The 15,883-nt window shown below is 40.5% G+C and carries 9 protein-coding genes; 5 read left to right on the forward strand and 4 right to left on the reverse strand.

The window, feature by feature from the left end:
* Positions 1–191 precede the first annotated feature (191 nt).
* The 5 genes from H4J57_RS02985 to sbcB all read left to right on the forward strand — a co-directional run bounded on the left by H4J57_RS02985 (position 192) and on the right by sbcB (position 9,558).
* Positions 192–2,750, forward strand: a complete 2,559-nt coding sequence (locus tag H4J57_RS02985; protein WP_259366778.1) for a TonB-dependent siderophore receptor — start codon at positions 192–194, stop codon at positions 2,748–2,750.
* Between the two features lie 275 nt (positions 2,751–3,025).
* A complete protein-coding gene (locus H4J57_RS02990; RefSeq protein WP_182241913.1) occupies positions 3,026–4,000 on the forward strand; it encodes a transposase in 975 nt (324 codons plus the stop codon).
* Positions 4,001–4,517: 517 nt separating this feature from the next.
* On the forward strand, positions 4,518–5,309 hold the full coding sequence (gene fdhD / locus H4J57_RS02995; protein WP_182241914.1) for a formate dehydrogenase accessory sulfurtransferase FdhD: 792 nt from the start codon (positions 4,518–4,520) through the stop codon (positions 5,307–5,309).
* Between the two features lie 12 nt (positions 5,310–5,321).
* Positions 5,322–7,613, forward strand: coding sequence for an FdhF/YdeP family oxidoreductase (locus H4J57_RS03000; RefSeq protein WP_182241915.1), 2,292 nt, complete (start codon positions 5,322–5,324; stop codon positions 7,611–7,613).
* A gap of 469 nt (positions 7,614–8,082) precedes the next feature.
* Positions 8,083–9,558 (forward strand): exodeoxyribonuclease I, encoded by a 1,476-nt coding sequence (gene sbcB, locus H4J57_RS03005; RefSeq protein ID WP_182241916.1) that lies wholly within the window; start codon positions 8,083–8,085, stop codon positions 9,556–9,558.
* Between the two features lie 99 nt (positions 9,559–9,657).
* Here the strand turns inward: sbcB and prpF are convergent, their stop codons facing one another.
* The 4 genes from prpF to prpB all read right to left on the reverse strand — a co-directional run bounded on the left by prpF (position 9,658) and on the right by prpB (position 15,874).
* On the reverse strand, positions 9,658–10,860 hold the full coding sequence (prpF, locus tag H4J57_RS03010; protein ID WP_182241917.1) for a 2-methylaconitate cis-trans isomerase PrpF: 1,203 nt from the start codon (positions 10,858–10,860) through the stop codon (positions 9,658–9,660).
* A gap of 275 nt (positions 10,861–11,135) precedes the next feature.
* Complete coding sequence (gene acnD / locus H4J57_RS03015) at positions 11,136–13,760, reverse strand: Fe/S-dependent 2-methylisocitrate dehydratase AcnD (protein ID WP_182241918.1); 2,625 nt, start codon at positions 13,758–13,760, stop codon at positions 11,136–11,138.
* 5 nt (positions 13,761–13,765) lie between these two features.
* On the reverse strand, positions 13,766–14,905 hold the full coding sequence (gene prpC / locus H4J57_RS03020; protein WP_182221653.1) for a 2-methylcitrate synthase: 1,140 nt from the start codon (positions 14,903–14,905) through the stop codon (positions 13,766–13,768).
* A 78-nt stretch (positions 14,906–14,983) separates the two neighbouring features.
* Positions 14,984–15,874, reverse strand: coding sequence for a methylisocitrate lyase (gene prpB, locus H4J57_RS03025; RefSeq protein ID WP_070376509.1), 891 nt, complete (start codon positions 15,872–15,874; stop codon positions 14,984–14,986).
* Positions 15,875–15,883 lie beyond the last annotated feature (9 nt).

Below are 15,883 nucleotides of genomic sequence, written 5' to 3' on the forward strand. Positions count from 1 at the left end.
TACAGGCAAATAAAACGATTTTATTTTCCTATGACTTAACAAAAGAACATTATGCAAATGAGTTAAAGGGCAAATATTCGGTTAAAGACGGTTTACAACAACTTTTAAAAAACACCAACTTAACCGCTGTTATAGATAACGCTGGTCAACTGAGCATAAAACTACATAAACATCTCAGGAGTAATATAACAATGAATAAAAGCACAATGCTCAAAGCAGCTTTAGTTCCACTAATGCTAAGCGCAGCAAGTCAAACAGCACTTGCCCAAGAGCCTGCTCAAGTCAGTGAGCAAGAAGTAGAAAAAATTTCGGTTATAGGAAGCCGTGTTGCTGGTCGTTCTGCAGAAGACTTACCTGTTCCCGTAGACATTTTGTCTGCTGAAGCTTTGCTTAACACTGGGCAAACAGAAGTCGGTAGAATGTTACAAGCCATAGCCCCATCATTTAACTTTTCAAGCTCATCGATTAGTGATGGAACTGATGCATTGCGCCCTGCAACCTTGCGTGGCTTAGGTCCTGATCAAACATTAGTGTTAATCAACGGCAAACGCCGCCATCAAGCGAGTTTAATTCACATTAACACCTCAGTTGGACGTGGTACTGCTGGTACAGATATGAATGCTATTCCTGCCACATCTATTAAGCGTATTGAAGTATTACGTGACGGCGCCGCTGCACAATATGGTTCAGATGCAATTGCCGGTGTCATTAATATTATTCTTAAAGATCAAAGTGAAGGTGGAAGTGTCGGTGTTTCTTATGGCGAGAACTCAGCTGGCGATGGTGAAACTACGAATATCGATATTTCTAAGGGTTTTGCACTTGGCGATAATGGCTTCCTTAATACCACGTTAAATATACGTGACAGAGGCTACTCTGACAGAGCAGGCTTACATGGTTCATGTCAATTTTCAGGTTGTACCCAGCTTGATAATGGCGATTTTTTATTAGGCGATCCGCGTGAAGCTACCGCTACTCGTGAAACATTTCGTATTGGCGACGCAGACTCCGAGCAAATAGGACTAACGATAAATACTGGCTACGATTTAGCTGATGGTCATTTATATGGCTTTGTTACTTATTCAAGCCGTGATAACGAATCTGCAGCTTTCTTTCGCCATAATGCGAACGGCGGAGGTAACGCACAGCTTCAAGATGGTGATGCAACTATTCCTGCTGGATTTTTACCTAAAATCAATACTGAAATAAAAGATATTTCATACAACTTTGGTTATAAAACTGAATTTAGTAATGATTCATCATTAGATTTATCATATACCTATGGTGAAAATAATATTGATTACACGACTCGGGATACAATAAATTCATCTTATGCTAATTCACTCATCTACACCTCTGCACTATCCGCTAATGAGATTCGTAGTTCAATTCCTCGCGAAGCGTTTGCTTACGGCTTAGAACTCACCTTACAAACAATTAATATGGATTACACTCAAAATTTTGATTGGTTTTCTTTAGCTATGGGTACCGAGTTTCGCACGGATGAATTCAGAGTAAAAGCAGGTGATGAATATTCATACCGAGACTATGATACCGATGAACTCGGTAATAGCATATATGAGACAGACCGCAGTGCAGGAACACAAGGATTTGGTGGTACAGCCCCACTACAATCTGTTGATGAATCTCGTGATGTAATTTCTTTTTACATTGACACAGAAGCAGAAGTCACTGATAACCTAATTATTAGCACAGCGGTTCGCTATGATGATTACGACGGCTTTGGTGATAGCACTAATTTTAAACTTGCTGCTAATTGGTCAATTACTGATGATGTATCATTGCGTGGCGCCACAAGTACTGGCTTTAGAGCTCCGTCAATGCAACAACTTTATACTGATAATATTAGTACTCAATTCCAGACAAATCCTAATGGTGGGGACCAAATTGCAGTACAAATTGGTACTTTCCGAAATGACAGTATTCTAGCGCAAGCTATTGGTATTCCTGAGCTAAAAGAAGAAGTATCAACCAACTTTAGTATTGGCTCTGTTGTAAGAGTTACCGATGATATTAATTTAACTGTTGACTTTTATTCTATCAAAATTGAAGACCGCATTGTGTTGAGTAATTCATTAGGTAACGGTTTATCGTCAGCGCTTGATGCGGCATTAGCTTCTTCTGGAGCAGGTGCAGGGCAATTCTTTTTAAATGGTGCTGACACTAAAACAACAGGTGTTGATATTATAGCAACATGGAATACAGAAGTAATGTCTGGCACATTAGACTTAACATTTGCCGCAAATTTTTCAGAAACAGAAGTTACCGATACTTATACTCCAGCAGGTAGTGCATTAGGTGGAATTTCACCTGAGGATGTTTTTTCAGAGCAGGCGATTTCTATTATTGAAGAATGGCAACCTCAAGACCGCATAAGTTTAAGTGGCTTATATAAAATTGGCGATTTCACAGTTAACTTAGCCTTTAATCGTTACGGTGAATACACGGTTCTTGATGGTGAAAGACAAACGTATGGCGCAGAAGTATTAACAGATTTACGCGTGAATTATCAATTTAACGATGAGCTTTCATTTAACTTTGGTGGAAATAACATTTTTGATGTGTACCCTGATAAAAATGAAATAGGAAATTCTCGCTCTGGTACTATTGTTGACGCCAATAGTAATGTTGTTGTCAGTAGTCCTGGTGTGTTTACTTATTCACGCCGTTCAGCACCTTTTGGTTTTAATGGTGCTTATTTCTACGCCGGTGCTGAATACCGTTTCTAGTTGTATACTTAAACCATATACATATACTGGTTTCAAATAATTTAGGTATAAGTAAATTATTACAATCAAGAAAGCAAAGTGATCACATTTTGCTTTTTTTAATTTATTTGATACACAAACGAAACAACTTAGAACAAATATAAATCACCTCATCAATCGCTGTTTCTTCAAACAACAAATTAACAAATAAATTAACAAGACACTCATCCTAAATTGAACAAGTTTTACCTTTGTACTAAGCTAAAGTAACCAAGTTATTTTATCTTAGGTGAGTTATGGCCACGCCAAGGAAGCAACAAATCAGTTTAGTCGACACGCCTTATTACCATTGTGTGGCACGTTGTGTTCGACGCGCTTTCTTATGTGGTGAAGATACCTTTTCAGGTCAAAGCTTTGAACACCGGCGAGGTTGGGTGGAAGACAAACTGCATTTTCTAACGCAAGTATTTGCGATTGAGGTTTGTGCTTATGCGGTGATGAGTAATCACTATCATGTGGTGTTATTTATTGATGAAGAAAAAGCGAAGCAGTGGACAATGACTGACGTACTTTTGCGTTGGCACCGCATACACAAAGGCACGTTACTGACCAAACAATATTGCAACGGTGAGCGCTTAGCTCAACCCTTACTTGATGAGGTTAATGCAACCGCGAAGGTCTATCGAAAACGCCTGATGAAAATCAGTTGGTTTATGGGGTATATCAATGAAAGTATTGCAAGAGCGGCTAACCAAGAAGATAACTGCACAGGTAGATTTTGGGAAGGACGCTTTAAATCCCAAGCGTTATTGGATGAAGCTGCGCTAGCGTCTTGTATGGCCTATGTTGATTTAAACCCTATTCGAGCCAATATCGCAAAGACACCAGAGAGCTCAGCCTATACAAGCATAAAACGTCGTTGTAAAGGGGCAAAAAAGGGCCAACAGCCCAATACCCTATTTCCCTTTATTGGTAACCCCAGGAAAAACATGCCAAAGGGCCTACCTTTTGAACTCGCCGACTATCTTCAATTAATTACGTTAACTGGCCGCTGTATTAGCGGAGATAAACGGGGTTTCATCGAACAAAAACAACCAGAGATACTCAAGCGATTGAATATTTCAGCGGACAACTGGTTAATCATCACCACCGAATTTAGAACACAATTTCATGGTGCTATCGGCCACGAAGATGTGCTGAGTGATTACTGCGAGCATCAGCAATTAAAGCGACGACATAACTTAAGCCATTGCAATAAACTCTTTGCTTGAAGACATTAAAAACAGGTGTGAATTATAAAACCATGATTTTGGATAAATAGCCTTGCCAAAAAATTGTTATTTTGGGAGCAAATTGACCACATCTTTCTTTAATACATGAGTATATTGTCACAATATATCTTATAGGTGAGGATTCCATAAATGTTGAAGTATATTTGTCATATGTTTAGCTTTTTAACATGAGTGTCTTATTAATTCTCTTATTAATTCTTCTGATGATTATTAGCTCACAGCTAGATTTAACCTCTTCTTTACAAAAAAGTAAAAGTTATTTTATTGGTTCTGAAGAAATTAAAAAAACAAAGAATTTACTGTTGAATATGGTATTGAAATTGATGATGATGTCTGGAGAGAAATTAATACTATAGATTTAAGTGTAATGGTTTAAAACACTGAGCGTTCGAGAAAATATGCGGGAGGTAATTAAAAACCTTACTGGTCCTATTGTATAATAGAATGGCTTTGTCGATAGTATGGCAAAGCGCCACTCTTTTAAGATAAAAACACTTTGGAGAATTTTATTATAGAGCATCTTAGCTGCACTAAACAAATTGCTGAACTTCCTCAGAAAGAGTTGCACCAAGCGCAGCTTAAAGAGGCAGCTATTGCAATTAGTATTAATGGCATTAGCCAAGCGGTAATGATGGCATCTCCTGAGCATTTGAAAGACTTTGCACTTGGCTTTAGTTTAAGCGAAGGCTTAATTCATTCGGTTAACGAAGTTTTAGATATCATTGTTCATTCACATGTCTCTGGATGGCAAGTTGATATTCTGGTTTTAGCACGAGTTCAGCATCGATTAAAGCAACGACGCAGAACGATGGCTGGGCCAAGTGGCTGTGGCCTTTGTGGGCTTGACTCTATTGAAGCTGCTATGTCATTACATCAGCCTCATCAAAAAGAGGTAAAATCGTTTCAATTACCCTCTGATAAAATTATTATTCAAGCAAGAGATGCCTTACCTAGTATTTTAAAAAAATCGGGGAGTGTCCGAGGAAATCATTGCGCCGCATTTTTTGATTTATCTGCTAAAATGATCGCCTTTCGAGAGGATGTGGGTCGTCATTCAGCGTTAGATAAATTGCTAGGTTGTTTGTCACATAAAAAATTACTGACTTATGATGGTTTTGCTTTGATAACAAGCCGCTGCAGTCATGATTTAATTGCCAAGGCAGCTCGCTTATCTCTGACAACGTTAGTCACGCTAGCACAGCCGACTGACTTAGCTGTTAATTCAGCTCGCAAATCTCAAATAGCCTTATTTTGCTTCCAACATGGGCAACTAAAACGTTACGCCTAATAAAGGATTTATATGTCTAAGTCATCAAAAAACAATCCTGCCTATTCTTCACCTGCTGGTGGTTGGGGAGCACTAAGAAGCTCAGCTAAACACTTAATTCAAAGTGAAAATGCCGCGAAAAGCGTTAAAGCATTACTCAGAGCAAATCAGCCAGGTGGTTTTGATTGTCCTGGTTGTGCATGGGGTGATTCTACCACTGCCGGGAAAGTAGACTTCTGTGAAAATGGCGTTAAAGCCATTGCATGGGAAGCCACCAGTAAACGTGTTGATAGCAATTTTTTCAAACAGTATTCAATAACAGAATTACAACAATGGGATGATCATTCACTAGAGAAAAGTGGCCGTTTAACCCAACCTATGTATTACGATGGAATAAGTGATCACTACCAGCCAATTGATTGGCAAGAAGCTTTTAAAGTCATTGGCACTAGCCTGCAGCAACTTTCCTCCCCTAATGAAGCATTATTGTATACCTCTGGTCGAGCGAGTAATGAAGTGGCCTACTTATATCAATTATTTGGTCGAGTATTAGGCACAAATAACTTTCCTGACTGCTCTAATATGTGTCATGAAGCCTCTGGCGTAGGCATGAAAAATAGTCTAGGTACAGGTAAAGGTACGGTGACTATGGACGACTTTTCTAAAGCTGACGCCATTTTTGTCTTCGGCCAAAACCCAGGCACTAATCATCCTCGTATGTTGGGAACCTTGCGTGAGGCAAGTAAACGCGGAGCTAAAATTGTCTCCGTTAACAATTTAAAAGAACGTGGATTGCAAAAGTTTTCAGACCCACAAAGCCCAAAAGAAATGATCTTCTTAACTGGCACTACCATCAGTCAATATTATTTCACCCCTCGCTTAGGCGGAGACATGGCGTTATTACGTGGCGTCGCTAAATGTTTATTTGAAAGATTTGAGCATGATAAATCAGTACTCGATATCGACTTTATCAATAAACATTGCCATGGTTTTGAAGCATATCAACAAAGTGTTGCGGCAAGCGAATGGGACAAAATTCTTGACCAATGTAGTTTGACTCGAGAAAATATTGAACAAATAGCAACAATATATGCCAGCAGTAATAAGGTTATTTTCACTTGGGCGATGGGGATTACCCAACACCGCCACTCTGTCGCTACAGTACGAGAGTTATTGAACGTACTAATGCTCAGGGGTAATATTGGCAAAGCAGGGGCTGGTGCATGTCCGGTACGCGGTCATTCAAATGTGCAAGGTAATCGTACTATGGGTATCAATGAAAATCCGTCAATGGACTTTCTTGATGCACTACAGAATCGTTACTCTTTTAATGTTCCTCGTGATAATGGTTTTAATACCGTTGAGTCTATTCATGCCATGCTTGAGGGTAAAGCTAAGGTATTTATTGCCTTGGGCGGCAATTTTTCAGCGGCAACACCTGATACCACGCGTACTCACAAGGCCTTAAAAAAGTGTGACTTAACCGTACAAATCAGTACTAAATTAAATCGAAGCCATGTGATAACAGGTAAACGTGCGCTCATTCTCCCGTGTTTGGGCCGTACAGAAATAGATCGCCAATCTAGCGGCGAACAATGTATTACGGTAGAAGACTCGATGAGTATGGTACACAGTTCAACGGGTCAAAATGAACCAGCAGCTATCACTCTTCGTTCAGAAACAGCTATTGTTGCTGCAATAGCCATGGCATCAGTAGGCGATAAAATAGTCGATTGGAATACGTTGGCCGGTAATTACGGGTTAATTCGTAAAGAAATAAGTGCTGTTATACCCGGTTTTGATGACTATAACACCCGAATAAAAGCAGGTAGAGGTTTCCACCTAGAAAATTCAGCAGCACAACGTCATTGGCGTACTCCAATAAAAAAAGCCATTTTTAGTGATGCTAGATTACCAGACCAATTAGTACATGAGCGTGCACAGTTAATGACTAAAAAGCTGGTACTAACGCTGCAAACACTGCGTTCACACGATCAATACAACACCACTATTTATGGAATGGATGATCGTTACCGTGGTGTATATGGTGAACGTAACATCATCTTTATGAGTGCAAAAGATATAGATAAACAGGCATTAAAAAATGGAGATTATGTCAAAATAACAACGGTATCAAACGATGGCATAGAACGTTCGCTCTTTAATTTTAAAATTGTTGAATACCTTATCCCCCCAGGCTGTGTAGCTGCCTATTATCCAGAAACAAATCCCTTAGTGCCGTTAGAAAGTATCGCTGATGAATGCGGTACCCCAACATATAAATCGATACCAATATCTATTGAAAAAATGGATAACCAACAATAGGTCTTAGCTAGATATATCGGTTACCTATCAAGAACGATAAAATATGCTTCTTGATTAGTAACCGACAGAGTTAAAGTTATATAACTTAATTAAAACTTCGAGGCGAGACTGGTGTGGCCGAGTAACAAACCTTTAAGTGATGTACTTTACTTCGTATCTCACTCAATGACATGCTAGGGTAATATCCTAATATTAAGCGAATAGGCTTATTATTAAATTTATCTCGATATTGCTAAACAACTTTACCTATTTAGATACCCTAAGGCTTATAGAGTCTCGGTCGGTGACATCAGTGGGTTATCTTATGTTTGTCCAGTAGCTTCTTTAATTCTTTTTCTGTAAGCTTCATATTTTCTGCAGTCACATAAAAACTTTATGAGCACAGCTGAGTAAATAAAAATTTAAAACATCATTTAATGACAATAAAAAAACAAATAACAGTGGATTGATTAAAGGCCAGTAAATACGGATGACTAAACAATATTCTCCAGTAAAGAACGATATCAGTAACCAAGCTACTATTCTTTGGCACGATTATGAAACTTTTGGTATATCGCCGAAGTTTGATAAACCGTCTCAGTTCGCCGGTATACGAACCGATCATGATTTAAACATTATTGGCAAACCAGAAATGTTTTATTGTCGGCCGCCACAAGATTATCTTCCGCAGCCAGAAGCTTGTTTAGTTACGGGTATTACTCCGCAGAAAGCTCAGCAAGAGGGTTTATCTGAGGTTGAGTTCGCTGAACGTATTCATACGTTATTTACCCAACCTGATACCTGCGTTGCTGGCTATAACAGTATTCGTTTTGATGATGAATTTACCCGTTACCTGCTTTATCGTAATTTTTACGACCCTTATGCACGGGAATGGCAAAATGGTAATTCTCGTTGGGATATTATTGATATGGTGCGTGCTTGTTATGCCCTTCGCCCTGAAGGCATAAACTGGCCAACCGTTGAGCGAGATGGCGAACAAGTGGTTAGTTTTCGTCTTGAGTTACTAACTAAAGCCAATGATATTACTCATGAAGCCGCGCATGATGCGATGAGTGATGTTTATGCCACTATTGCGATGGCAAAGTTGATTAAAGAAAAACAGCCTAAGCTTTATGACTTTATTTTTAATCTGAGAAATAAAAAGCAGGTTGCTGAATTAATTGACGTTTATAATATGACGCCGATTGTGCATACCTCAAGTAAAATTTCATCGGAGCACGGCTGTACCAGCTGGTTCGCCCCTTTTGCTTATCATCCTGTTAATAAAAATGCCATTATCGCTGTAGACTTAGCGTTAGATCCACAGCCATTATTTGATTTAAGTAGCGATGAAATCAAAGCGCGATTGTATACTCGACACGATGAATTAGCCGATGACGAATTACCCATTCCCATAAAACTTATTCATCTCAACAAGTGCCCTATTGTTGCGCCAGCAAAAACATTATTGCCTGAAAATGCCGAACGTTTGAAGATCCCTCGCGAACTTTGTTTATCAAATTTGGCTAAGTTAAAACAGCATTTAGAAGTAAGAGATAAATTAGCGGAAGTATTTGCTGCCGAAGACTATAGCGACCAAGCAAAGCCAGACGCTGAGCACTCTCTGTATGGTGGTAATTTCTTTTCGCACGGTGACAAAGCACAAATGGATATTCTACGTGAGCTTTCACCTGAACAATTAGCGACTCACCCGTTTATTTTTCAAGATGAACGATTAATGCCTTTATTATTTTTATATCGAGCCAGAAATTATCCATTAACTTTAAGCAGTGCTGAACAACAAAAGTGGCAGCAGCGTTGCCAAGACAAAATTCAGTTTGGTGGCAAAGGCTTATTAAGTGCTGATGAGTTTATGATCACGTTAGAGAATTTAGCGCATGAACATGAGAGCGATGCAGGAAAAATGAAGGTGCTTAAAGCGCTTTATCAATACTTACAGTCTTAAGATTACCTTGTTATTTATGTTGTATCTCATATAAGGTAATTATTTAATAAAAATGGAGCCTAATCGCTCCATTTTATTGATAGCATGAAAGACGCTTAGCTAAAATGAATCGCCAGGAATACGTACCCAACCTTCCATTAATACCCGAGCACTTCGACTCATTACGGCTTTATCAACAATCCAGACGCCATTAATTTCACTGGCTTGTGCGCCCACTTTAAGCGTGCCTGATGGATGACCAAAAGTCACAGATTCTGAGCCTTCACCTGGGGCATTACCCGTAGCAAGAGCAACTAAAGTGCCAGGAATAGCGGCTGCTGCGCCAATAGCCACTGCAGCTGTGCCCATCATCGCATGGTGTAATTTACCCATAGACAATGCGCGAACGTGTAAGTCAATATCGCTTGCTAAAACAGCTTTACCACTTGAGGTAACATAATCTTTTGCTGGTGCAACAAAAGCAACTTTGGGGGTATGTTGGCGAGCCTCTGCTTCTGAAAGTTCAGTAATTAAGCCCATTTTAATCGCGCCATAAGCACGAATCGTTTCAAAGCGTTCTAGTGCTGCAGGGTCGCCATTAATGGCTTCTTGTAACTCGGTGCCGGTATAACCAATTTCATCTGCATTTAAAAAGATGGTTGGAATACCTGCAGTGATCATCGTTGCTTTAAAAACACCAACACCGGGTACCTCTAGGTCATCAATAATATTTCCCGTTGGAAACATCGCCTCTGATGGATCAACGGGCGCGATAAATTCAACCGGTACTTCTGCCGCAGGGAAAGTAACCCCGTCGAGCTCGAAATCACCGGTTTCTTGTACTTCACCGTTGGTGATAGGTACTTGGGCAATAATCGTTTTCGAGATGTTTTTTTGCCAAATTCGTACGGTACAAATTCCGTTTTCAGGAATACGCGTTGCATCAACAAGGCCAGAATTAATCGCAAATGAGCCAACTGCAGCGGTTAAGTTACCGCAGTTACCACTCCAATCAACAAATGCTTTATCGATTGCTACTTGACCAAATAAATAATCAACATCGTGATCGGCTTGGTTTGATTTTGCTAAGATAACGGTTTTGCTGGTGCTTGAGGTTGCGCCGCCCATACCATCGGTTTGTTTGCCGTAAGGATCTGGACTACCAATAACGCGTAGCAGCATATTATCGCGTGCTTCGCCGGCAACCTGACAACGTTCAGGTAAATCAGTTAAATTAAAAAACACGCCTTTTGAAGTGCCGCCACGCATATAAGTAGCAGGAATTTTTACTTGAGGTATGTGTACTTGGGGAGTATGAATCATAAGTTTTCCTTCAATATTTTTCGCTTCTCAAAAGACGCTTTAGCTAGGTTGAATGATGTCACATAGCGGTCTATGCTGCTGTCATTATCCTGACTAAAAAGCTTTTTGCTTTACGATTTTGTCACTAATAAAAAGCAGCAAATTAGTTACCTAAATTGCTGCTTTAATTAAAATTACACCGAGTTGATTTTTATAAGAAGTGTTTTATCAAGGCCAACGCGCCGTTGACTAAGGTCAATGAGCACTTTAAACCTAGATAAAACATTAAAAATCAATTATCTATTAGACTCCAAGAAGTCATTCGCAAACTTTTGCAATACGCCACCCGCATTGTAAACTGACACTTCTTCGGCGGTATCTAAACGACACTTAACTGGTATCGTTAATAATTCGCCGTTGGTACGGGTCATTAACACGTTCATTTCAGCGCCCGGTGACATTTCCCCGTTACCTGCAACATCAAACGTTTCGGTACCATCAATATTGTAGGTATGGCGTGTTTCGTTATTAACAAACTGCAAAGGTAAAACGCCCATGCCCACTAAGTTAGTACGATGAATACGCTCAAAACCTTCGGCAACGATCACTTCAACGCCGGCTAAACGAACACCTTTAGCCGCCCAATCACGTGATGAACCTTGACCATAGTCAGCGCCAGCAACGATAATTAACGGTTGCTTACGCTCCATGTAGGTTTCAATCGCTTCCCACATACGTGACTCAGTGCCCTCTGGCTCTATACGCGCCAGTGAACCTTGTTTAATGTCACCCTTGTCATCACGACACATTTCATTTAACAATTTAGGGTTAGCAAAAGTTGCTCGTTGCGCGGTTAAATGATCGCCGCGATGCGTTGCATAAGAGTTAAAGTCTACTTCGGGTAAACCCATTTTATCTAAATAAGCTCCTGCAGCACTATCGAGTTGAATAGCATTTGAGGGTGATAAATGATCTGTGGTGATGTTGTCACCTAAAACTGCTAACGGACGCATACCTTTCATGGTACGTTCACCCGCTAAGGCGCCTTCCCAATAAGGTGGACGACGAATGTAAGTGCTCATTTCTCGCCAATCGTAAAGCGGAGATTCAGCCGGTTCAAAAGCGCCTAAATCAAACATCGGCGTATAAATTTTCTTGAACTGCTCTGGCTTAACACAGCTTGCAACTATCGCATCTATGGCTTCGTCAGTTGGCCAAATATCTTTTAAGGTAATATCATTACCTTGTTGATCTTGTCCGAGTACATCTTTTTCAATATCGAAACGCATTGTACCGGCAATAGCATAAGCAACTACTAACGGTGGTGAAGCTAAAAAGGCTTGTTTAGCATACGGATGAATACGTCCGTCAAAGTTACGATTACCCGATAAAACCGCCGTTGAATAAAGATCACGGTCGATAATTTCTTGTTGAATTTTTGGATCTAACGCGCCCGACATGCCGTTACAAGTTGTACAAGCGTAACCGACAATACCAAAACCCATTTTTTCCATTTCAGATAATAAACCGGCTTCTTCTAAATAAAGTTTCGCGACTTTTGATCCTGGTGCAAAAGATGATTTAACCCAAGGTTTGCGCAATAAGCCAAGCTCGTTAGCGCGTTTAGCCACTAAGCCTGCCGCCACAACGTTGCGAGGGTTCGAGGTATTAGTACAACTGGTTATAGCGGCAATAATAACCGCGCCATCTGGCATCTCTCCGGCTTTTTCTTGTGCTTTACAGGCATCAAGGTCTTTCGCTATGCCTTTTGACGACAATTCGCTGGTCGGTAAACGACTGTGCGGATTAGACGGGCCAGCCATATTACGACCAACTGATGATAAATCAAACTCGATAACGCGGTCATATTCAACATCAGCTAAGTCATCAGCCCATAAACCGGTATGTTTAGCATAGGTTTCTACCAGTTCAACTTGCTCTGGCTCACGGCCGGTCAGTTTTAAATAATCAATAGTTTGTTGATCAATATAAAACATTCCTGCTGAAGCGCCATACTCAGGTGTCATGTTCGAAATAGTAGCGCGGTCACCTATAGTTAAACCTTTGGTACCTTCACCAAAGAATTCTAAGTAACTTGATACCACTTTTTGATTACGCAAAAATTCAGTAATAGCTAAAACCAAATCAGTAGCTGTAATACCCGGTTGGCGTTTACCTACCAGTTTTACGCCAATAATATCAGGTAAGCGCATCATCGACGGGCGACCTAACATGACGGTTTCAGCTTCTAAACCACCGACACCAATAGCTATAACACCCAAGCAATCGATATGCGGGGTATGGCTGTCGGTGCCAACACAAGTATCAGGAAAAGCAACACCGTCACGGAGTTGAATAACCGGTGACATTTTTTCCAAATTGATTTGATGCATAATGCCATTACCCGCAGGAATAACATCAACATTTTTAAACGCTGTTTTGGTCCATTCAATAAAATGGAAACGGTCTTCGTTGCGGCGGTCTTCAATGGCACGATTTTTTTCAAATGCATCACTTTCAAAACCAGCATGTTCAACAGCAACAGAATGATCAACAATTAATTGCGTCGGCACAACCGGGTTTACTTTTGAAGGATCACCACCTTGCTCGGCAATGGCATCACGCAGACCCGCTAAATCAACCAAAGCCGTTTGACCTAAAATATCATGACAAACAACACGTGCCGGATACCATGGAAAATCAAGATCTTGCTTACGCTCAATTAATTGCTTAAGTGAATCTGTTAAGATTTCAGGTGAACAACGGCGTACCAATTGTTCAGCTAATACGCGTGAGGTATAAGGTAGTTTTGCGTAACTACCGGCGCTTATTGCTTCAACTGCCCCTCGAGTATCAAAATAATCTATATTGATGCCACCAATTTTATAACCGGGCAGCGGTTTGCGATGTTCATAATTCATAGTCATTACCTTTCGCTGATAGGTGGAACCGTTCTCGGCTTAGCGCCTTTGTAGTCAGCACTTGGACGAATAATACGGTTATTTGAACGTTGCTCCATAATGTGAGCAGACCAACCTGTTACGCGTGAACAGACAAAAATAGGGGTAAACAATTTAGTTGGAATACCCATGTAGCTGTACGTTGAAGCATGGAAAAAATCAGCGTTACAGAATAATTTTTTGGTATCCCACATGAATTCTTCACAGGCCACTGAAATATCGTAAAGTGACGTATCACCATTTTCAGCCGCTAACTTTTCAGACCATGCTTTAATAATGACATTACGTGGGTCTGAAGTACGGTAAATTGCGTGACCAAAGCCCATAATTTTTTCTTTACGTTCAAGCATACCCGCCATTTTTTCTTTAGCGTCGCTTGGCGATGAGAATGATTCAATCATATCCATTGCGGCTTCGTTAGCACCACCATGAAGTGGACCACGTAATGTGCCAATAGCGCCGGTGACACATGAAAACATATCAGACAAGGTTGAAGCACATACACGCGCCGTGAAGGTTGAAGCATTAAACTCATGTTCTGCATATAAGATTAATGATACGTCCATAACACGTTGATGCTGTGCTGATGGGCTTTCACCATTTAATAAGCGCAAGAAATGTCCGCCTAAAGAGTCTTCGGTTGAAGTACAGTCAATTTCTACACCGTCATGGGAGAATTTATACCAGTAACACATGATGGCAGGAAATGCGGCTAATAAGCGATTGGCTGCTTGATTTTGCTCGCTAAAATCATTTTCTGGCTCTAAATTACCTAAAAATGAACAACCGGTGCGCATAACATCCATTGGATGAGTTTCTTTTGGGATCAGTTTTAATACCGCTTTTAATGCTTGCGGTAAGTCGCGCATGGCAAACAACTCAGTTTTATAAGTGGCGAGTTCTTTTTCATTAGGGAGTTCACCATGAAAGAGTAAATAAGCGACTTCTTCAAAGGTACTGTTTTCAGCTAAGTCAGCAATATCATAACCACAATAGGTTAAACCTGAGCCTGACTCACCAACGGTACAAAGCGAAGTTTCACCCGCACTTTGACCACGTAAGCCTGCGCCACCAATTTTTTTATCTGCTACTTTTACATCTGACATACTATTTTCCTCATATTCTTTTGTTGGGTTAGTCGCTTGTATCGCTGCTAACTTAATTTTATTTTATTATAATATCTGTTACTTATTTTTGCCTTCGGTGAACAAAGCATCAAGCTTTTGCTCGTAGTCGTGGTAACCCAAGTAATCGTATAAATCCATACGCGTTTGCATATTGTCGATTTCAGCTTTTTGGTCACCATCATCAAGTAAGGTTTTGTAAACCGACTCAGCCGCTTTATTCATCGCACGAAATGCTGATAATGGGTAAAGTACCATCGCACAACCCCACTCACCTAGTTGCGCTTTGTTCCACAATTCGGTTTGACCAAATTCGGTAATATTAGCGAGCACTGGTACATCTAACGCTTCGGTAAAAGCGCGATAATGTTCTTCTGTTTTAACTGCTTCGGCGAAAATACCATCGGCCCCCGCTGCCACATAAGCTTTAGCTCTTTCAAGTGCCGCTTCTAAGCCTTCTTGAGCAAAGGCATCAGTACGAGCCATGATAAAGAAGTCTTTATCAATACGTGCATCTACAGCGGCTTTAATACGGTCAACCATTTCTTGGGTTGAAACAATTTCTTTATTTGGACGATGTCCACAACGTTTCTGTGCCACCTGGTCTTCAAGGTGAACCGCGGCTGCCCCTGCTTTTTCCATATCGCGAATAGTTTTAGCGATATTAAACGCGCCACCCCAACCGGTATCTATATCAACCAGCAAAGGCAAACTTGAAGCAGCAGTAATACGTTGTACGTCAGCAATAACATCATTTAATGACGTCATACCTAAATCTGGTAAACCATATGAAGCATTGGCAACACCACCACCTGAAAGGTAAATCGCTTGGTGACCTAATTGCTCAGCCATCATCGCGCAATAAGCGTTGATAGTACCCACTACTTGTAAAGGTTTATTGTTTACTAATGCTTGACGGAATTTAGCGCCAGGTGAAAGTTGCGTAGACATAGGGTTTCC

The sequence above is a fragment of the Colwellia sp. BRX8-7 genome (assembly GCF_014077275.1).
GTDB lineage: Bacteria > Pseudomonadota > Gammaproteobacteria > Enterobacterales > Alteromonadaceae > Colwellia_A.

Bases quoted from the DNA above. Each gene is read 5' to 3' on its own strand.
- H4J57_RS02985 (WP_259366778.1), top strand. From the start codon at position 192: ATGAATAAAAGCACAATGCTCAAAGCAGCTTTAGTTCCACTAATGCTA.
- H4J57_RS02990 (WP_182241913.1), top strand. From the start codon at position 3,026: ATGGCCACGCCAAGGAAGCAACAAATCAGTTTAGTCGACACGCCTTAT.
- H4J57_RS03000 (WP_182241915.1), top strand. From the start codon at position 5,322: ATGTCTAAGTCATCAAAAAACAATCCTGCCTATTCTTCACCTGCTGGT.
- sbcB (WP_182241916.1), top strand. From the start codon at position 8,083: ATGACTAAACAATATTCTCCAGTAAAGAACGATATCAGTAACCAAGCT.
- prpF (WP_182241917.1), bottom strand. From the start codon at position 10,860: ATGATTCATACTCCCCAAGTACACATACCTCAAGTAAAAATTCCTGCT.
- acnD (WP_182241918.1), bottom strand. From the start codon at position 13,760: ATGAATTATGAACATCGCAAACCGCTGCCCGGTTATAAAATTGGTGGC.
- prpC (WP_182221653.1), bottom strand. From the start codon at position 14,905: ATGTCAGATGTAAAAGTAGCAGATAAAAAAATTGGTGGCGCAGGCTTA.
- prpB (WP_070376509.1), bottom strand. From the start codon at position 15,874: ATGTCTACGCAACTTTCACCTGGCGCTAAATTCCGTCAAGCATTAGTA.